Origin of the sequence: Xanthomonas protegens (assembly GCF_038442435.1) — a bacterium.
GTDB lineage: Bacteria > Pseudomonadota > Gammaproteobacteria > Xanthomonadales > Xanthomonadaceae > Xanthomonas_A > Xanthomonas_A sontii.
Genome location: NZ_JAQJCQ010000001.1, coordinates 15,189 through 32,387 on the forward strand (window position 1 = coordinate 15,189; position 17,199 = coordinate 32,387).

The 17,199-nt window shown below is 67.8% G+C and carries 16 protein-coding genes; 7 read left to right on the forward strand and 9 right to left on the reverse strand.

The features are described from left to right. The first annotated feature begins 128 nt into the window (after positions 1 to 128). Positions 129 to 887: a 3-hydroxybutyrate dehydrogenase gene (locus tag PIQ37_RS00080; protein WP_342071898.1), complete on the forward strand. Its 759-nt coding sequence runs from the start codon at positions 129 to 131 to the stop codon at positions 885 to 887. A gap of 531 nt (positions 888 to 1,418) precedes the next feature. Here the strand turns inward: PIQ37_RS00080 and PIQ37_RS00085 are convergent. From PIQ37_RS00085 to ppsR, 3 genes are all read right to left on the reverse strand, one after another. Next, positions 1,419 to 1,907 carry an NUDIX hydrolase gene (locus tag PIQ37_RS00085; protein WP_148828211.1) on the reverse strand — a complete coding sequence of 163 codons (489 nt, stop codon included), beginning with the start codon at positions 1,905 to 1,907 and terminating at the stop codon, positions 1,419 to 1,421. Between the two features lie 69 nt (positions 1,908 to 1,976). Next, positions 1,977 to 2,483: a DUF1249 domain-containing protein gene (locus tag PIQ37_RS00090; RefSeq protein WP_342071899.1), complete on the reverse strand. Its 507-nt coding sequence runs from the start codon at positions 2,481 to 2,483 to the stop codon at positions 1,977 to 1,979. Between the two features lie 156 nt (positions 2,484 to 2,639). Then, entirely contained in the window at positions 2,640 to 3,461 is an 822-nt protein-coding gene (gene ppsR, locus PIQ37_RS00095) for a posphoenolpyruvate synthetase regulatory kinase/phosphorylase PpsR (protein WP_010342958.1), read from the reverse strand. A gap of 145 nt (positions 3,462 to 3,606) precedes the next feature. Between ppsR and ppsA the strand changes: the two genes are divergently transcribed. Together ppsA and PIQ37_RS00105 are read left to right on the forward strand one after the other, a co-directional pair. Then, positions 3,607 to 5,982 (forward strand): phosphoenolpyruvate synthase, encoded by a 2,376-nt coding sequence (gene ppsA, locus PIQ37_RS00100; protein WP_342071900.1) that lies wholly within the window; start codon positions 3,607 to 3,609, stop codon positions 5,980 to 5,982. 5 nt (positions 5,983 to 5,987) lie between these two features. Continuing rightward, positions 5,988 to 6,938, forward strand: a complete 951-nt coding sequence (locus PIQ37_RS00105; RefSeq protein WP_017909494.1) for a mechanosensitive ion channel family protein — start codon at positions 5,988 to 5,990, stop codon at positions 6,936 to 6,938. Positions 6,939 to 7,039: 101 nt separating this feature from the next. On the opposite strand, the gene orn is transcribed toward PIQ37_RS00105, so the two are convergent. From orn to mntR, 3 genes are all read right to left on the reverse strand, one after another. Beyond that, on the reverse strand, positions 7,040 to 7,612 hold the full coding sequence (gene orn, locus PIQ37_RS00110; RefSeq protein ID WP_017909493.1) for an oligoribonuclease: 573 nt from the start codon (positions 7,610 to 7,612) through the stop codon (positions 7,040 to 7,042). Positions 7,613 to 7,712: 100 nt separating this feature from the next. After that, positions 7,713 to 8,213 (reverse strand): tRNA adenosine(34) deaminase TadA, encoded by a 501-nt coding sequence (gene tadA / locus PIQ37_RS00115; RefSeq protein ID WP_342071901.1) that lies wholly within the window; start codon positions 8,211 to 8,213, stop codon positions 7,713 to 7,715. Next, positions 8,210 to 8,674 carry a manganese-binding transcriptional regulator MntR gene (gene mntR / locus PIQ37_RS00120; protein WP_342071902.1) on the reverse strand — a complete coding sequence of 155 codons (465 nt, stop codon included), beginning with the start codon at positions 8,672 to 8,674 and terminating at the stop codon, positions 8,210 to 8,212. The genes tadA and mntR overlap by 4 nt, the downstream gene beginning before the upstream one ends. Before the next feature lie 147 nt (positions 8,675 to 8,821). Here mntR and PIQ37_RS00125 point away from each other — a divergent pair, with 147 nt between their 5' ends. Next, positions 8,822 to 10,171: an Nramp family divalent metal transporter gene (locus PIQ37_RS00125; protein ID WP_267114051.1), complete on the forward strand. Its 1,350-nt coding sequence runs from the start codon at positions 8,822 to 8,824 to the stop codon at positions 10,169 to 10,171. A 77-nt stretch (positions 10,172 to 10,248) separates the two neighbouring features. Here PIQ37_RS00125 and PIQ37_RS00130 read toward each other — a convergent pair whose 3' ends face one another. Beyond that, positions 10,249 to 10,614 carry a nuclear transport factor 2 family protein gene (locus tag PIQ37_RS00130; protein ID WP_342071903.1) on the reverse strand — a complete coding sequence of 122 codons (366 nt, stop codon included), beginning with the start codon at positions 10,612 to 10,614 and terminating at the stop codon, positions 10,249 to 10,251. Positions 10,615 to 11,027: 413 nt separating this feature from the next. Between PIQ37_RS00130 and PIQ37_RS00135 the strand changes: the two genes are divergently transcribed. Beyond that, positions 11,028 to 12,545, forward strand: a complete 1,518-nt coding sequence (locus PIQ37_RS00135) for an MASE1 domain-containing protein (protein WP_342071904.1) — start codon at positions 11,028 to 11,030, stop codon at positions 12,543 to 12,545. On the opposite strand, the gene PIQ37_RS00140 is transcribed toward PIQ37_RS00135, so the two are convergent. Further along, on the reverse strand, positions 12,529 to 12,948 hold the full coding sequence (locus PIQ37_RS00140; protein WP_043092083.1) for a hypothetical protein: 420 nt from the start codon (positions 12,946 to 12,948) through the stop codon (positions 12,529 to 12,531). The genes PIQ37_RS00135 and PIQ37_RS00140 overlap by 17 nt on opposite strands. Before the next feature lie 306 nt (positions 12,949 to 13,254). Here PIQ37_RS00140 and PIQ37_RS00145 point away from each other — a divergent pair, with 306 nt between their 5' ends. Continuing rightward, positions 13,255 to 13,698: an Rrf2 family transcriptional regulator gene (locus PIQ37_RS00145; protein ID WP_342071905.1), complete on the forward strand. Its 444-nt coding sequence runs from the start codon at positions 13,255 to 13,257 to the stop codon at positions 13,696 to 13,698. Positions 13,699 to 13,700: 2 nt separating this feature from the next. Then, positions 13,701 to 14,621 carry an NAD(P)/FAD-dependent oxidoreductase gene (locus tag PIQ37_RS00150; protein WP_342071906.1) on the forward strand — a complete coding sequence of 307 codons (921 nt, stop codon included), beginning with the start codon at positions 13,701 to 13,703 and terminating at the stop codon, positions 14,619 to 14,621. 150 nt (positions 14,622 to 14,771) lie between these two features. Here PIQ37_RS00150 and PIQ37_RS00155 read toward each other — a convergent pair whose 3' ends face one another. Further along, entirely contained in the window at positions 14,772 to 16,937 is a 2,166-nt protein-coding gene (locus PIQ37_RS00155; RefSeq protein ID WP_342071907.1) for a hybrid sensor histidine kinase/response regulator, read from the reverse strand. Positions 16,938 to 17,199: the final 262 nt, after the last annotated feature.

Genomic DNA, 17,199 nt, shown 5'->3' on the forward strand with positions numbered 1-17,199 from the left:
CGGATCCGGCGTGAGCGGCGAGCGACGGCACAGGGTAGCGTGGCGCCGCCGCACTGGCGAGCGGCCGCTGCCGGGCGTCGCGGCGCGCTGCTACGCTGACCGCTCCCCACTCCGCGCAGGTACTCCCCATGCAGACCGTCCTGATCACCGGCGCCGCCAGCGGCATCGGCGCCGGCATCGCCCACGCACTGGCCGCCGACGGCCGCCACATCGTCGTCAGCGACCTGGACCTCGAGGCCGCCGAAACGGTCGCCGCGCAGGTGCGCCAGGCCGGCGGCTCGGCCGAGGCGGTGGCGCTGGACGTGGCGAGCGCGGACAGCATCGCCGCGGCGCTGGCTGCCGTCAGCCGGCCGGTGGACGTGTTGGTCAACAACGCCGGGCTGCAGCATGTGGCGCCGCTGCAGGAGTTCCCGATGGACAAGTGGAGCCTGCTGGTGGAGGTGATGCTGACCAGCGTCGCCCGGCTGACCCAGGCGGTGCTGCCGGGCATGCGCGAACGCGGCTTCGGCCGCATCGTCAACATCGGCAGCATCCACTCGCTGGTCGCCAGCCCGTACAAGAGCGCCTATGTCGCCGCCAAGCACGGCCTGGTCGGCTTCTCCAAGGTGATCGCACTGGAGACCGCCGACACCGACATCACCATCAACACGCTCTGCCCCAGCTACGTGAAAACGCCGCTGGTGGACAGGCAGATCGCCGACCAGGCGCGCACCCGCGGCATTTCCGAAGCCGACGTGATCGCCCAGGTGATGCTCAAGCCGATGCCCAAGGGCGTGTTCATCGCCTACGACGAACTGGCCGGCTGCGTGGCGTTCCTGGCCTCGCCGGCGGCGCGCAACATCACCGCGCAGACGATCGCCATCGACGGCGGCTGGACCGCGCAGTAGCGCTGCGGCAAGCACGCAGGTGCGCCTGCTGGATCGCGCAATCGACGCTGGCGAATTTTTCGCCAACTCGGCAGCGGCCGTTGCGGCACAACGCCAGCGGCATCTTATCCACAGCGTTCGTGCGCTTTCATCCACACCGGCTGTGGAGAAGCGCGGCCGGGGCTGATGAAATTTTCGCCACCCGGCGAAATCGAGCAGTCATTTCAGCGACTTGCCACGCTTGCCCACAGGCTTGTGCAGGATCGATCCACAGCCGCTGTGGACAAGACGGACGCGGTGTCGCGCGGGCGTTCGACCGAGCGGCGCCGGCCGCTCGCCCATCTCCCGACGAGCAAGGAAGAGGCTGTCCTTCTCCCGCCGGGAGAAGGTGGCCCGAAGGGCCGGATGAGGGTACGGGTGGAGCCTGGTGCAACCGAACTCCGCGCGTCGCTTTCGCGCCGCACCCCCAAACTCCTTGAGTCGCTTTCGCGCCGTACCCTCACCCCAACCCCTCTCCCGGTGGGAGAGGGGCTTCATGGCAGCGCGAGCGCGTCAGACCCGCGAGTAGCGCCAGGACTGCATGCGTCCGTCGCGGTACGGCATGACCCCGTGGAACGGGCGCGGATCGCCATCGAATACCAGCGGCAGGAAATGGCGATCGCCCTCCCACAGCGGCAGCGTGTCCATCTGCGCGATCGGCACCCAGGCCAGCGTGCCCTCGGCATTCTCGGCGAACGGCTCGCCCGCGTAGGCCTCGATCAGGAACACGAAGCCCAGCCAGTCCTCGCCGTGCTTGCCGAACCCCGGCCAGCTGATGGTGCCGCGCAACTGCAGCGCCTCGCAGGTGATGCCGGCCTCTTCCAGGATCTCGCGACGCATGCCGGCCAGCACGTCCTCGTCCGCCTCGACCTTGCCGCCCAGGCCGTTGTACTTGCCCAGGTGATGGTCGCCGGGCCGGGCATTGCGATGGACCAGCAGCACCTGGCTGCGGTCGGGCGAGAGCACGTAGCCCAAGGTGGCGACGATGGGGGTGTAAGGCATGCGGAGAAGGCGGATGGCGACGGGCGCGCAGTATGCCGTAACCGCGCCGCCGCTTCGTCCAGCCTGTGGCTAGACGGCGGGCGTCGCCGCGTCCTGGGAGGCGCGCGGCAGCGGCGGCGCCGGGCGCAGCGTGGCCACGCCGTGGCCGCGCTCGGCCAGATATTCCAGCCATTTGCCGAGAAAGGTGTTCATGCGCATGCGGTGGCTGATCAGTTCAGCCGGCGGCGGGTACAGCCCCATCACGTCCTGCCAGCGGCGGCCGACATAGCAATGCGTGGTCTCAGCCTGGCGCGCGTCCAGGTACAGACGCACGTAGGCCGACGGGTCCGGCTCGCCGGTCAGCGGGTCGCACAGATCGTAGGTCAGGCGCAGCTCGACGGTGTAGCGGTGACGCTCGATCACGTCCAGGCGCAGGTCCAAGCCGTCGCCGATGCTGGACACGTAGCTGCCGGCGGCCAGGTCGGCCGGCACGAACAGGCGGTTCAGGTGCAGATAGTTCTCGGCGTACAGCCCCATCAGCCAGCCGAAACGGCTGAGCCGGGGGATGCGTTCGCTGCGGGTCATGGCGTGCTGCATGGACCGATCCTACACGCTGGATCGCGCCGGCGGCAGCATTGACGGATCGGCGCTAGCGGCCTACCGTGGAAATCCCTGCGAGGACGTGCGGAAATGCCGTCGCCGCCAGGAACGGCCCCGCCCGACCGGCGCGCGCTGGCCAGTCATCCCCCTCTCTCAGAACATCTCGCGCTGCAGTCCCAGCGTCGCCAGCACCTTGCTGGAAATCTCCTCGATCGAGGTATGCGTGGTACTCAGGGTCGGAATCCGCTCCATGCGGAACATGGTTTCGGCCGCCGCCACTTCGCGTCGGCAGGTTTCGGCGTTGGAATAGCGCGAATTCGGCCGCCGCTCCTGGCGGATCTGCTGCAGCCGCTCCGGATCGATGGTCAGCCCGAACAGCTTGTTGCGATAGGCGCGCAGCCGCGGCGGCAGCCGATCGCTCTCCAGGTCCTCGTCGGTCAACGGATAGTTGGCCGCGCGCACGCCGTAATGCAGCGCCAGGTAGATGCAGGTCGGGGTCTTGCCCGCGCGCGACACCGCCACCAGGATCACGTCGGCTTCGTCGTAGGTGAGCGCGATGCCGTCGTCGTGCGCGAGCGCGAAGTTCATCGCGTTGATGCGGCGGTGGTAGGTCTCGAAGTCGACCAGACCGTGCGCCTGCCCCACCCGCGAGTGCCGCGGCGCGTTCAATTCGCGCTCCAGCGGCTCGATGAAGGGCGCGAACACGTCGAGCATCAGCGCCCCGCTCTCGGCCAGCAGCATGCTCAATTGCGGATCGACGCAGGAGTTGACCACGATCGGCCGAACCTGATAGCGCTCCCCTGCGGCATGGATCCGCTGCGCGGCGTCGCGGGCTTTTTCCGGATCGTCGACGAACGACATGCGGTCGGTGACGAAGCTGAAACCGCTGAACTGGGTGAGCAGGCTATGCCCAATGGTTTCAGCGGTGATACCGGTTCCATCGGACACGTAGAACACCGGTCTGATCGTCGACATTGCCTGCATTCTCCTGGCTGAAACCCAACGGATGCGCCCGCTTCGCTTGTGCCGGCTCGGGTGCGCACTGCATCATATCGGCTTCTTCCCTCACGGACGCGGCCATTCAGCCCGCCTCGGGCGATGGCCTAACGGAGCATCGCGCTTGAACGAGAACATCCTGTGGTTGCATGAGCTGCGCCTGGCCGACCTGGCTCGCGTCGGTGGCAAGAATTCCTCCCTTGGCGAAATGATCGGCAACCTGGCGGGGCTCGGCGTATCGGTGCCTGGCGGCTTCGCCACCACCGCCGAGGCGTTCAAGGCCTTCGTCGCCCACAACGATCTGTACCAGCGCATCTTCGACAAGCTGGCCACGCTGGACGTGGAAGACGTGGGCGCGCTGACCGCCGCCGGCAAGGAAATCCGCGGCTGGGTGATCGATGCGCCGCTGCAGCCGGAGCTGGACCAGGCGATCCGCGAGGCCTACGCGCAGCTGTGCAGCGAGAACGGCGGTGGCGACATCGCGGTCGCGGTACGTTCCTCGGCGACCGCCGAAGACCTGCCCGACGCCAGCTTCGCCGGCCAGCAGGAGACCTTCCTCAACGTGACCGGCGCCGACGACGTGGTGCACAAGGTCAAGGAAGTCTTCGCCAGCCTCTACAACGATCGCGCCATCGCCTACCGCGTGCACCACGGCTTCAAGCACGAGAACGTGTTCCTCTCGGCCGGCGTGCAACTGATGGTGCGCTCCGGCGTTGGCGCCTCCGGCGTTCTGTTCACCCTGGACACCGAGTCCGGTTTCCGCGACGTGGTGTTCGTTACCTCAAGCTTCGGCCTCGGCGAAATGGTCGTGCAGGGCGCGGTCAATCCCGACGAGTTCTACGTCTACAAGCCCACCCTCAAGGCCGGCAAGCCGGCGATCCTGCGCCGCTCGCTGGGCAGCAAGCTGATCCGCATGGTGTATTCGGACGTGCCGGGCGAGCGCGTGCGCATCGAGGACACCCCGGTCGAACTGCGCAATACCTTCTCGATCAGCGACGAGGACGTGCAGGAACTGGCCAAGCAGGCGCTGGTGATCGAGCAGCACTACCAGCGGCCGATGGACATCGAGTGGGCGAAGGACGGCGTCAGCGGCAAGCTGTTCATCGTGCAGGCGCGCCCGGAGACGGTGAAGTCGCGCGGCCACGCTACCCAGATCGAACGCTTCGCGCTGCAGCAGCGCGGCGAGGTGATCGCCGAAGGCCGTGCGATCGGCCAGAAGATCGGCGCCGGCGTCGCCCGCGTGGTGCGCAGCCTGGAAGACATGAACCGGGTGCAGCCGGGCGACGTACTGGTCGCGGACATGACCGATCCCGATTGGGAGCCGGTGATGAAGCGCGCCTCGGCGATCGTCACCAACCGCGGCGGCCGCACCTGCCACGCGGCGATCATCGCCCGCGAGCTGGGCGTGCCGGCCGTGGTCGGCACCGGCAACGCGATGGAGCTGGTCGAGGACGGCAAGGAAGTGACGGTGAGCTGCGCCGAAGGCGACACCGGCTACATCTATGGCGAGCGCCTGCCGTTCGAGCGCACCACCACGGACCTGGGCAACATGCCGCCGGCGCCGCTGAAGATCATGATGAACGTGGCCAACCCGGAGCGCGCGTTCGACTTCGGCCAGTTGCCCAACGCCGGCATCGGCCTGGCGCGCCTGGAAATGATCATCGCCGCGCACATCGGCATCCATCCCAACGCGCTGCTGGAATACGCCAAGCAGGACGCGGCGACCAAGAAGAAGATCGACGCGAAGATCGCCGGCTACGCCGACCCGGTCAGCTTCTACGTCAATCGCTTGGCCGAAGGCATCGCCACGCTGACCGCGTCGGTGGCGCCGCACCCGGTGATCGTGCGCCTGTCGGACTTCAAGTCCAACGAGTACGCCAACCTGATCGGCGGCAGCAACTACGAACCGCACGAAGAGAACCCGATGATCGGCTTCCGCGGCGCCAGCCGCTACGTCGATCCGAGCTTCGCCGCCGCGTTCGCGCTGGAATGCAAGGCGGTGCTCAAGGTCCGCAACGAGATGGGCCTGGACAACATGTGGGTCATGATCCCGTTCGTGCGCACCCTCGAGGAAGGCCGCAAGGTCGTCGAGGTGCTGGCCAGCAACGGCCTGCGCCAGGGCGAGAACGGCCTGAAGATCATCATGATGTGCGAGGTGCCATCGAACGCGCTGCTGGCCGAGGAATTCCTGGAAATCTTCGACGGCTTCTCGATCGGTTCCAACGACCTGACCCAGCTCACCCTGGGCCTGGACCGCGACTCCTCGATCGTGGCGCACCTGTTCGACGAGCGCAATCCGGCGGTCAAGAAGATGCTGTCGATGGCGATCAAGGCCGCGCGCGCCAAGGGCAAGTACGTGGGCATCTGCGGCCAGGGTCCGTCGGATCACCCGGACCTGGCCGAGTGGCTGATGCAGGAAGGCATCGAGTCGGTGTCGCTGAATCCCGACACCGTGGTCGACACCTGGCTGCGCCTGGCCAAGCTCAAGAGCAAGGGGTGATGCCGATGCAGTCGTGGCTGACGGCACTGACGGCGGCCACGACCGCTGCGCCGGCGACGCGCGCGGCGCGCCCGTTCGACTGGCGGACGCTGGACTGGGCGCAGTACGCGCTCAACTGGGGCGTGGCGATCCTGATCCTGGTAGTCGGGATGTGGATCGCCAAGCGCCTGAGCGAATGGCTGCGCAGCGCCCTGCTGCGCGCACGGGTGGAAGCCACGCTCAGCAATTTCCTGCGCAACGTCGCCTATGCGTTGATGCTGGTGCTGGTGCTGGTCACAGCGCTGCAGAAGATCGGCGTGCCGCCGACCTCGCTGTTCGCCGTGCTCGGCGCCGCCGGCCTGGCGGTGGGCCTGGCGCTGAAGGACTCGCTGTCCAACATCGCCTCCGGGGTGATGCTGATCGTGCTGCGGCCGATGCGCGACGGCGACCACGTGGTGGTGGCCGGCCAGGAAGGCGTGGTCGACGAGATCCGGATCTTCCAGACCCGCATCCGCACCTTCGACGAGCGCATGGTGACCCTGCCCAACAGCACCATCACCACCGCGCCGATCGTCAACTACAGCACCCTGCCCAACCGGCGCCTGGAGATCACCGTCGGCGTCGGCTACGGCGACGACCTGAAGAAGGCGCAGGAACTGTTGCTGAAGATCGCGCAGGACAATCCGAACATCCTGAAGACGCCCGCCCCGTTCGTGCAGGTCACCAACCTCGGCGAGAGCACGGTGGACCTGATGCTGTTCGGCTACGCCAAGAACAGCGATTTCGGCGCGGCCAAGAGCAGCACGCTGGAGCAGATCCGCAACCAGTTGCTGGAGAACGGGCTAAGCATTCCGTATCCGCAGCGCGACCTGCACGTGTACCACCACGATGCCGACGGGCGCCCGATCGCGGAATTGTTGACCAAGGGCGTCACCGACGACGGCGAGACCAAGCCGGGACCGCCGCTGGCGCGCTGAGCGGCGGCGTCAGCACCTGCATTCCCCGCGCGACTGTATCCTCCGCCCGACGATCGTCGGGCGGTCTGCCGCGTGCTCTCTGACGGCGTCCGGATCGCGGATCAGCCCTCGCCCTGCCCGCCCAGCGTGCCCATGAACGGACGGTAGTAACGCAGTTCGTCGATGGAATCGTGCACGTCGCTGAGCGCGGTGTGCGAGGAGGTCTTGGTCAGGCCGGCCGACACCGTCGGCGCCCAGCGCCGCGCCAGTTCCTTCAGCGTCGACACGTCCAGGTTGCGGTAGTGGAAGAACCGCTCCAGCCGCGGCATCTGCCGGTGTAGGAACCGCCGGTCCTGGCAGATCGAGTTGCCGCACATCGGCGAGGTGCCGGGCTTGCACCACTGGGTCAGGAACGCCATGGTCTCGGCCTCGGCCTGGGCCAGCGTGACCTGGCTGTCGAGCACGCGCTGCCACAGGCCGGAGTGGCGATGCTGGTTGCGATTCCACTCGTCCATCGCCTCCAGCGTCTGCAGCGGATGGGCAATGGCGAACTCCGGGCCTTCGGCGAGCACATTGAGCTGCGCGTCGGTCACCACCGTGGCGATTTCGATGATCGAATCGCGATCGGTATCCAAGCCGGTCATTTCCAGATCGATCCAGATCAGCCGATCGTTCGCCACGTGCGCTTGCGCCATATCACCGTCCTGTCGTTCGCGGCGGCGAGGCCGGCGCGGAAGTGTCGTATCAGGCTTCAATGATACCGCGCGGCCTGCGCGACCGGCAGGGGCTGGCCGCTCACGCGCCCAGCGGCGGCTTGCCGCGCTTGGCGCGGAAATAGTTGGTCAGGCGCGTGCTGGCCTCTGTCGCCAGCACCCCGCCGCGGACCTGCACGCGGTGGTTGTGGCGCGGATCGGCGAGCAGATCGAACACGCTGCCGCAGGCGCCGGTCTTGGGATCGGTGGCGGCATAGACCAGCTCCGCCACCCGCGCATGCACCACCGCCATCGCACACATCGCGCACGGCTCCAGGGTCACGTACAGGCGGCTGCCGACCAGGCGGTGATTGCCGATCCGGCGGCCGGCCTGGCGCAGCGCGACGATCTCGGCGTGCGCGCTGGGGTCGTGTTCGGCGATGTTGAGGTTCCAGCCCTCGCCCAGCACCTCGTCCTCGGCCGAGACCAGCACCGCGCCGACCGGGATCTCGTCGAACTCGCGCTCTGCACGCTCGGCCAGGGCCAGGGCGTGGCGCATCCAGTGGGCATCGCGCGCCCGTTGCGCGTCGTCGCCGGCGTTCATTGCGACGCGTTGTGCTTGCGCACGAACTCGCCGAACACCGCCAGCGTGGCTTCGCTGACGTGGTGCTCGATGCCCTCGGCATCGCGGCGCGCGGTATCGGCGTCGATGCCCAGGGCCAGCAGGAACTGCTCCACGGTCTGGTGGCGCTGCCGGCTGGCCGCGGCCAGCGCCTCGCCCTCGGCGGTCAGGAACACCCCGCGGTAGGGGCGCTGCACCACCCAGCCGCCCTTGACCAGGCGCTTGAGCATCTTGGCCACGGTCGGTTGGGCCACGCCCAGGCGCGCGGCGATATCCACCTGCCGCGCTTCGCCACCGTCGGCGAGCAGGTCGGAAATCAACTCCACGTAGTCCTCGATCAGCTCCAGGCGGTGCGCCTCGCGCACCTGGCGGAAGCTTTCGACCTGCACTTCGGCGTCGAGCAGCACCGCCGGCGGCGCCATCGACTTCCCGCTTTTCTGCATCGCAACGCCCTTGTCCTGTGCCGGCGCCCGCCGGCCACCTGCCTATTCTGGCCGAATCCGGGCTATCGCAGCGATCTGAATTGCCAATGCTAATCCATATAGCACATGCTATATACTCGTTCGCACCCCGTCCCACCTGTCATTGCCATGGCCGCCCCCCTGCCCCTGCCGAGTTCCGCTGCCGCGCACGCCAGCCGTGGCGAGGCGCGTCCCAGCCTGGGTGCGATGCATGCGAGCGTGGCCGTGCCGCGCAGCGGCCTGGGCTGGCGCCGCTTCCTGGCCTTCCTCGGCCCCGGCTACATGGTCTCGGTCGGCTACATGGACCCGGGCAACTGGGCGACCGACATCGCCGGCGGCTCGCACTTCGGCTACCTGCTGCTGTCGGTGATCCTGCTGTCCAACCTGATGGCGATCGTGCTGCAGGGCCTGGCCGCGCGACTGGGCATCGCCACCGGTCTGGATCTGGCCCAGGCCTGCCGTGCGCACTACTCCAAGCCGGTGAACTTCCTGCTGTGGCTGGCCTGCGAGGCGGCGATCGTCGCCTGCGACCTGGCCGAGGTGATCGGTACCGCGATCGCGCTGAAGCTGCTGTTCGGCATCCCGCTCACCGCCGGCGCGATCATCACCTCGATCGACGCGCTGTTGGTGCTGTTCCTGATGCGCCGCGGCTTCCGCGCGCTGGAAGCGTTCGTGATCGCCCTGCTGACGGTGATCTTCGCCTGCTTCCTGGTGCAGATCGTGCTGGCCGCGCCGCCTCTGCGCGAGGTGCTGTCAGGCTTCATCCCGCGTGCGCAGGTGGTGACCGACCCGGCCGCGCTGTACCTGGCGATCGGCATCATCGGCGCCACGGTGATGCCACACAACCTGTACCTGCATTCCTCGATCGTGCAGACCCGCGCCTACGAGCGCACCGACCAGGGCCGCCGCTCGGCGCTGCGCTGGGCACTGGCCGACAGCACCATCGCGCTGAGCCTGGCGCTGTTCGTCAACGCCGCGATCCTGATCCTGGCCGCCGCGGTGTTCCATGCGCATGGCCGCACCGACGTGCAGGAGATCGAACAGGCCCACGAACTGCTGGCACCGATGCTCGGCGTCGGCCTGGCCTCGACCCTGTTCGCGGTGGCGCTGCTGGCCTCCGGCATCAACTCCACCGTCACCGCCACCCTGGCCGGGCAGATCGTGATGGAAGGCTTTCTGCACCTGCGCCTGCCGCCGTGGGCGCGGCGCCTGCTGACCCGCGGCCTGGCGATCGTGCCGGTGGTCGCGGTGACCTCGCTGTATGGCGAACAGGGCACCGCCAAGCTGCTGGTGCTGAGCCAGGTGGTGCTGTCGATGCAGTTGCCGTTCGCGGTGATCCCGCTGGTGCGCTTCGTCACCGACAAGCAGCGGATGGGCCCCCTGGTGGTGCGCCGCGGGCTGGCCTGGCTGGCCTGGGCGATCGCCGCGCTGATCGTGGTGCTCAATCTGAAGCTGCTGGCGGACACCTTGCTGCACTGAGCGATCCCGCCGCCGACGCCGTGCGGAGACGCGGGATGGCCGCGCTGCGAACGGACATCCGAGGCGCATGCGCGTCGCTAGCCGTCCTGGCCTGCAGACAGCGGAACCACGTACGCCTCCAGTTCCGCCATCCGCCCATCGCGAAACCGCCAGACGTCGCAGTAGGAGAACAGCGACGTCCCGGCGTCGCCGGTATCGAGCGTGATCTGGCCGAGGGCCACGACGTGGCCGTCGCCGATGATGTACTTGCGGACGTCGAATTGCGGCGGCTGCCGGTAGGCCTCGGCCATCCACTCCCTGACCGCCTGCTTGCCCCGCAATGTGCGCTCGCCGATGAAGTGCCAGGTCGTATCTTCGGTGCAATGGGCGAGAAAGCCTTCGTAATCGCCTGCGGCGATGGCGGCGTTCGCGGCCTCCAGGACGTGTCGGTTCGCCTCGGTCATCGGATGGCCTCCTCTGGCTGGGAACTGTCGAGATGGCGCCAACCTAGCGTCGCCTGTGTCGCGCCTGCGTACACGCGTCAGCGGCTCGCCGCGCGAGCGACCGGCGACGCACGCAAGCGTTGCAACGACCCGATACAGACGTCTCGTGCATCGGCAGTGACGGCGAAACCCGAGTTCCTGCCGGCACGCACCGGCATGCACGGGCGACGCGCAGAACCACGCAGACGAAACAGCGGCACGACTGCACGTGTTCCCTTGCCGGCTCGCGAATCCGGGCGAAAGAACACCCGGCATTCGCCTGCATCCGTCGCGCACTTGCGACGCATCTCACACTGTCGCCGACACCCCCAACTGTCTACCCTCGCCGCCGATCCGGCTTATACAGTAGCCGCGACACACCACGGATGGCGGGAATGGCCGCGGCAAGAGATATCGCCAAAGGCGTTCTACTGAGCGCCACCTACTGCGCCACGTTCCTGCTGGCCTGGCGGTGTTCCGTGGACCAGTGGTATCTGCCGGCCGGCGTGCGCGTCGCCAGCCTGCTGTTCCTGCCCGCACGGCGCTGGCCGTGGCTGCTGGCCGGCGATGCCGCCGCGCTGCTGACACTGCGCATTCCCATGAGCGAAGCCTGGGGCGCGAGTGCCATCTGGGCATACCTGAGTCCGTTCCTGCTGATGCCCGCCGTGTCGCTGCTGCCGGTCCTGGCGCGTCAGCGGGTGCCTGACCTGGCACGCAACGATCACTGGCTGCTGCCGCTGACGCTGGCGACCGCGCTGTGGAGCACGCTCTGCAACATCGCGATCAACACCGCGCTGGGCGGCCCGGCCGGGCCGGCGCCGCTCGATGTGCTGCTGCGCTACTGGCTTGGCGACTACCTGGGCACCCTGATGTTCGTGCTGCCGGCGTTGCTATGGCTGCGCCGGGACGAACCCACGCGACTGCAGGCCTCGCTGTTGCGCGAGGGGCTGGCGTCGATCGCCGTGGTCGTCGTGCTGTCGGCGTCCATCGCCGTGGCCGGCGACGCGCTGCTGCGGCAGTTGCTGATGGTCCTGCTGGTGGTCCCGGCGATCGTACTGACGCTTCGCCATGGCTGGCGGGGCGCGGCGCTCGGCGTGGTCATGGCGAACGTTGCGGTGGCCCTGTCCATGCCCAAGGTCGTCGCACCGGGCATGCACGACGCCGATGCGTTCGTGGTGCAGATCCTGCTCGCCGCCACCGCCACGGTGATGTTCGCGTTCGGATCACGGATCTCCGCCGCCTATCGGCACATGCGCGACGACGGCCGCCTGCGCGAACAGGCGCTGGCCTTTGCACAGGCCGGCTACCTCTCGGCCGAACGCACGCTGCGCCGACGGGTGGTCGACTACACCGACCTCAGCACCCAGATCAACAAGCTGCGCCGCGATGTGGTGGAAGATCTGCGCGCACGCGGCCATTACGCCGCCGCCATGCAGATGACCCGCACCGGCGTGATCCAGGCGCAGTTGCTGGACGAGTACGTCACCGCGCTCTATCCGCTCGGCATCGAGACGCATGGGCTGTACCACACGCTGCACTCGCCGACCTTCGCCAACCTGTGCGCCACGGAGTTCCGCTGCCGCCTGCATGGCGATCCGCGGCGCCTCTCGCTGGGTCTGCAACTGGTGGCCTATCGCTGCATCCTCGACGCCATCGAGACGCTGCCCGTGGCCCACACGCATCTGCTGCAGGCACGGGTATGGCGTGCGAAAGGACGACAGGGCATCGCCATCCGCATCACCGCCGATGCGGCGATGCTGAGCGCGTTGCGGCGCAGTCCGGAAGCGCCAGACCGGGAACTTGCGGTCCGCCTGCAGGCGCATGGCGGCACCTGCCGGCGCCGCCATGCGTTGAGCTTCAGCTTTCTGGTGTCCGAAAGCCCGTCCTCCTGCAGCCTCACTCCACCGCGGTGACCTCCCACGCGTCACCGCGTGCATCCGAGCGCAGGCGCACCACCACATCGGCCGTCCGGTAGATCACGCGCGACGGCACCGCAGGCGATGCCGTCAGCGAGACCCGCCCCACGTCGCTGCCCATCGGCAGCACCCACAAGGTCTTGCCGATGCGGCCTACCGCGGCGCGGACCACGCCGCTGGCGTCGTTGATCTGCAGGTAGTTCACGCCATCGCGCGAAAACTCATAGACGCGCCAGGCCGAATCCGTGGCGAGATTCAGCGCCTTGGGCACGCTTTCGCCCAGCCCCTTGCCCACGACCCCATGCCCGCCGGAGGGGCAGCACGACTGCGCCTGCGCCTGAAATGACAGCGCCAGCCCCGCTGCGACCATGATTGCCAAGCCCTTCGCCTTCGTTTCCATTGCATCGATCCTTTCCCACCCGGGGAATTCCGCCTGCATCTCAGGCGGGATCAAGGTACGTGGTCCGGGCCGGGAAGCGGTCGACAAACAGCATCGCCGCCATGGCGAGAGACCAGGTCGTTGCCTGTCCACGATGAACAAGCGCATGCCGCCACGCCCGCGATCGCCGCTGTTTCGATCGCACTCGCCGTGCGTCGCGGGCGCCAGACGCGCACATGTTCGCGGCACACGCCGTTGAACGCGATCGACAGCGCCGGGACGCAACCACGCTTGACCTGTCGCAACTTTCGAAACATCATTAGTTACATGAAACGCGACAGCCGCCTGTCCTCTGTCCTGCATGCCCTGCTGCACATGGCCGAGCACGATGGTCCCATGACCTCCGACGCCCTGGCCCAATGCCTGGGCACCAATCCCGTCGTGGTCCGGCGGACCATGGGGTATTTGCGCGAAGCCGGCATCGTGACCTCGGACCGCGGGCACGCGGGCGGATGGCGCGTCCATGCTGACCTGGCCACGGTCACCCTGCGCCAGCTGCATGAAGCGCTGGGCGAACCGGCCCTGTTCGCCATCGGCAATCGCCACGAATCCCCGCAATGCCTGGTGGAGCAAGCGGTGAATGCCGCACTCGAAGGCACGTTCGCGGAGGCCGAGGCGTTGCTGCTGAAGCGGCTTTCGGACATCACCCTTGCCGACCTGGCCGCCGACTTCGCGCGCCGGCATGCGGCGGCACGACGCACGAGGAGTTAGGCATGCATCACGACATCATCGTCATCGGCGGCAGCTATGCGGGCATGGCCGCCGCCCTGCAACTGCTGCGAGCGCGGCGTTCCGTGCTGGTGATCGATGCGGGCCAGCGCCGCAATCGCACGGCCCACCATGCACATGGCTTCCTCGGCCAGGACGGCGTGCCGCCCGGCACCATCGCGGCGACCGCGCGCCAGCAGCTCAGCGCCTATCCGACGCTGACGTGGCTGGACGCACACGCCCTGACCACCACCGGATCCTTGGACGCCTTCCGGGTGACCACCTCCGATGGCGGCACCCACCAGGGTCGCCGGATCCTGCTCGCCACCGGCGTGACCGACCAGCTTCCGGCCGTCGACGGCCTCGCCGAACGCTGGGGCACGGCCGTCTTCCACTGCCCATACTGCCACGGCTACGAACTGGACCAGGGACGCATCGGCATCGTCGGTGCCGGCCCGCTGTCCGTGCACCAGGCCGAACTGCTCACCGAGTGGGGCAATGTGACCTTGCTCGTCAACGGCGCACTGCAACTGGACGACGCGGCCAAGGCTCTTTTGAGCGGCCGTGGCGTGGCGATCGAGGAGGCGCCCATCGACAGGATCGAGGGACATGCCGACGTGGTCCTGGCCGACGGTCGACGGCTGGTCTTCGCCGGCCTGTTCACGGCGACACGCACCACCCCGTACGGTGCCCTGGCCGAGGCCATGGGCTGCGTGCTGGAGGAGACGCCAATGGGCACCCAGGTCCGCATCGATGCCGAGCATAGGACCTCGGTCGCCGGCGTCTTCGCCTGCGGCGACCTAGCGAAAGCGCCGCATTCGCTGTCATTGGCCGTGGGCAGCGGCGCCATGGCCGGCGCGCAGGTTCACCGCTCGCTGGTATGGCCGGAAACCTTCGCGCCGCCAGCATCAGCGCGCACAGGATGACGCGCGCTCGGATTCCACTGCGGTATCGGGCTACGCCTGGCGAATCGCGCGGGCGCGGTCATGCCAGGCGTGGCCGTTGGCCTGGCTGCGCATCCGCCAATGGCCACAACGCACCAGACGCGACGTGCGCATGCGCCTGACCTGACCAGGTCAGTCGAGCCCGGCAAACAATCCGTGCAGCTCGGCAAACCCCACCGGTTTGACCAGGTGCGCGTCGAACCCGGCATGCGCCGAATCGCGGCGATCGCTGTCCTGCCCCCAGCCGGTCAGCGCGACGATGGTGATGTCCTTGCCCCAGTGGCAATCGCGAATGCGGCGGCACGCCTCGTGCCCGTCCATGCCGGGCATGCCGATGTCCATCAGGATCACCTCGGGGCGCATGCGCGCACCGATCGCCAGCGCTTCCTCTCCGCCGCCGGCGGTGCGCACAGCGTGTCCGTCCAGTTCCAGCAGGGCGGCCAGCGCCAGCGCGATATCCGCATTGTCGTCGACCACCAGGATCCGGCGCATCGTTTGTGCCGGCCGGACATCCCCCGTGGCCGACACGGCAACCGGCGCGGCGTCGCAGGGAAGCCGCACGACGAACGCGCTGCCCTTGCCGGCCCCCTCGCTGCGCGCCTCGACGGTGCCGCCGTGCATCTCGACCAGCCGCCGAACCAGCATCAGGCCGATGCCGAGTCCGCCTTGCGCACGCTCCAGGGTCCGGTCCACCTGGGTGAACAGTTCGAAGATGGCATCGACCTTGTCCGGCGGAATGCCGGATCCGTTGTCCGCGACCACGACCTCGACGCTGCCCTCGCCCGCCTCGACCCGCACCTCGATGTCTCCCCCGGGTGGCGTGTACTTGCATGCGTTGGTGAGCAGATTCCCGAACACCTGGGTGAGACGGACCGGGTCTCCTTGCAAGGGCAGCGGCGTCTCCGGCAACACCACGCGCAAGCGATGCCGCTGCTGGTCCAATGCAGGACGGCAGACCTCGACGGCCTGCTGGATCACCTCGGCCAGCAGCAGCGACTCGCGCCGCAATTCCAGTTTTCCCTGCTTGATGCGATTGACGTCGAGCAGATCGTCCACCAAGCGCACCAGTTGCCGTACCTGCCGCTCCATGACCTCGTGCGCCTTCCGCGACAACGCCTCGTTGCCATGCGAGCGCTTGAGCACTTCCAGCATGTTGCGCAACGGCGCCAACGGGTTGCGCAGCTCGTGCGCGAGCATGGCCAGGAACTCGTCCTTGCGCCGCCGCTCTTGCGCCAGTTCCGCTTCGATCTGATGCCGCTCCACCAGTTCGGCGGCCTGGCGTGCGAGCAGGTCGATGTAGCGCAGCGCGTCCGGGTCTGGCCCGCCCGGCCAGCGGTAATGGTTGTTGAGCATGCCCAACAGCCGGCCATCGCGGCTGAGCAAGGGCGTGCACTGGATGGAGCGGATCTGATCCTCCAGCACGATCTCCAGCCCCACTGTCCCCTGCAGGCCTTCCAGTTTCTCCACGTCGGCGACGACCAGACGCTGCACCTGCTTCGCCGCTTCCCCGCAACTGGCATCCCACCCATCCTCGCGGAAATGCTCGACCAACCGCGGGCCCAGTCCCTGGTGCACGACGATCCGCAGGGTTTTCCTGACCGGATCGAAGATCTGGATGTTGCCCTTGTCGGTTCCCGAGATGTCGGCGGCCGCCGCGAGGATCTTCTGCAGCAGCGGCTCGAACTCTCCCGGCCCCACCAGCTCGGCACTCAGTTCCTGCAGGCGGGCGAGCGCCGCCATTTCCTTGCGCAGATGCGCGGCGGCCCGTTCCCGCTCCACCACGATGCTGGTCACCAGCGCGCCGAACTCGGCGACCTTGCGCTCCCACGCAGTAGCCTGCCGCGCTTCCGCAAGACACAGAAAGAACGATCCGACCGCCTTGCCGCCCTGCCCGATGGCCGGGTGCGAATAGCACGCCAGGATGCCGTTTTCCAGGCAAAGCGAGCGCCAGGGCGCGGCCCATTGCGGCGCGTGCTCCACGTCCTCGCACTCGACCGGATGCCCCTCATGGATGGCGGTCCCGCAGGTACCGATGAGCGCTTCCCCGATCGGCAAGCCGCGGATGGCCGCGGCGAATGTCGGCGGGAAGTGCGACGAGTAGCCGCCGCCCATCGTGCGGCGGTCCTCGCTCGCCAGGAGTACGCACGCGCGCGCGCCCGGAGCAAGCCGCGCCACGGCGTCGGTCAGTGCATCCAGGCATTCCTCCATCGGCGCGCCGGACGCGATCATGAGCAGCGCTTTTCTCTGCTCCGCATCCAGGCATGCATCACGTTGGGCCTGTGCAAGTTCTCGGTACACGCGCACCTGCTGGATGGCGGCGCCGGATGTTATCGAATAACACCAGCGCGATGGATTTCAGAACGAATGGATATCCGCAAAAATGGAAACGCTTTCCAAAGAGATGCGAAAACGATGGTGGCATAGGTCACGCGTGAAGCGCGTGCGACGTGCATCTAAGTCTATGGGTGAATGCCTCGTTAGACCTCAAGCCGTGTGAGCGCTGCATGCACGGGAGCCGTGCGCTCCACGATCGCCAAGCTGCGTGAGGGGGCAATGACGC

Bases quoted from the DNA above. Each gene is read 5' to 3' on its own strand.
- PIQ37_RS00080 (WP_342071898.1), top strand. From the start codon at position 129: ATGCAGACCGTCCTGATCACCGGCGCCGCCAGCGGCATCGGCGCCGGC.
- PIQ37_RS00085 (WP_148828211.1), bottom strand. From the start codon at position 1,907: ATGCCTTACACCCCCATCGTCGCCACCTTGGGCTACGTGCTCTCGCCC.
- PIQ37_RS00090 (WP_342071899.1), bottom strand. From the start codon at position 2,483: ATGCAGCACGCCATGACCCGCAGCGAACGCATCCCCCGGCTCAGCCGT.
- ppsR (WP_010342958.1), bottom strand. From the start codon at position 3,461: ATGTCGACGATCAGACCGGTGTTCTACGTGTCCGATGGAACCGGTATC.
- PIQ37_RS00105 (WP_017909494.1), top strand. From the start codon at position 5,988: ATGCAGTCGTGGCTGACGGCACTGACGGCGGCCACGACCGCTGCGCCG.
- orn (WP_017909493.1), bottom strand. From the start codon at position 7,612: ATGGCGCAAGCGCACGTGGCGAACGATCGGCTGATCTGGATCGATCTG.
- tadA (WP_342071901.1), bottom strand. From the start codon at position 8,213: ATGAACGCCGGCGACGACGCGCAACGGGCGCGCGATGCCCACTGGATG.
- mntR (WP_342071902.1), bottom strand. From the start codon at position 8,674: ATGCAGAAAAGCGGGAAGTCGATGGCGCCGCCGGCGGTGCTGCTCGAC.
- PIQ37_RS00125 (WP_267114051.1), top strand. From the start codon at position 8,822: ATGGCCGCCCCCCTGCCCCTGCCGAGTTCCGCTGCCGCGCACGCCAGC.
- PIQ37_RS00130 (WP_342071903.1), bottom strand. From the start codon at position 10,614: ATGACCGAGGCGAACCGACACGTCCTGGAGGCCGCGAACGCCGCCATC.
- PIQ37_RS00135 (WP_342071904.1), top strand. From the start codon at position 11,028: ATGGCCGCGGCAAGAGATATCGCCAAAGGCGTTCTACTGAGCGCCACC.
- PIQ37_RS00140 (WP_043092083.1), bottom strand. From the start codon at position 12,948: ATGGAAACGAAGGCGAAGGGCTTGGCAATCATGGTCGCAGCGGGGCTG.
- PIQ37_RS00145 (WP_342071905.1), top strand. From the start codon at position 13,255: ATGAAACGCGACAGCCGCCTGTCCTCTGTCCTGCATGCCCTGCTGCAC.
- PIQ37_RS00150 (WP_342071906.1), top strand. From the start codon at position 13,701: ATGCATCACGACATCATCGTCATCGGCGGCAGCTATGCGGGCATGGCC.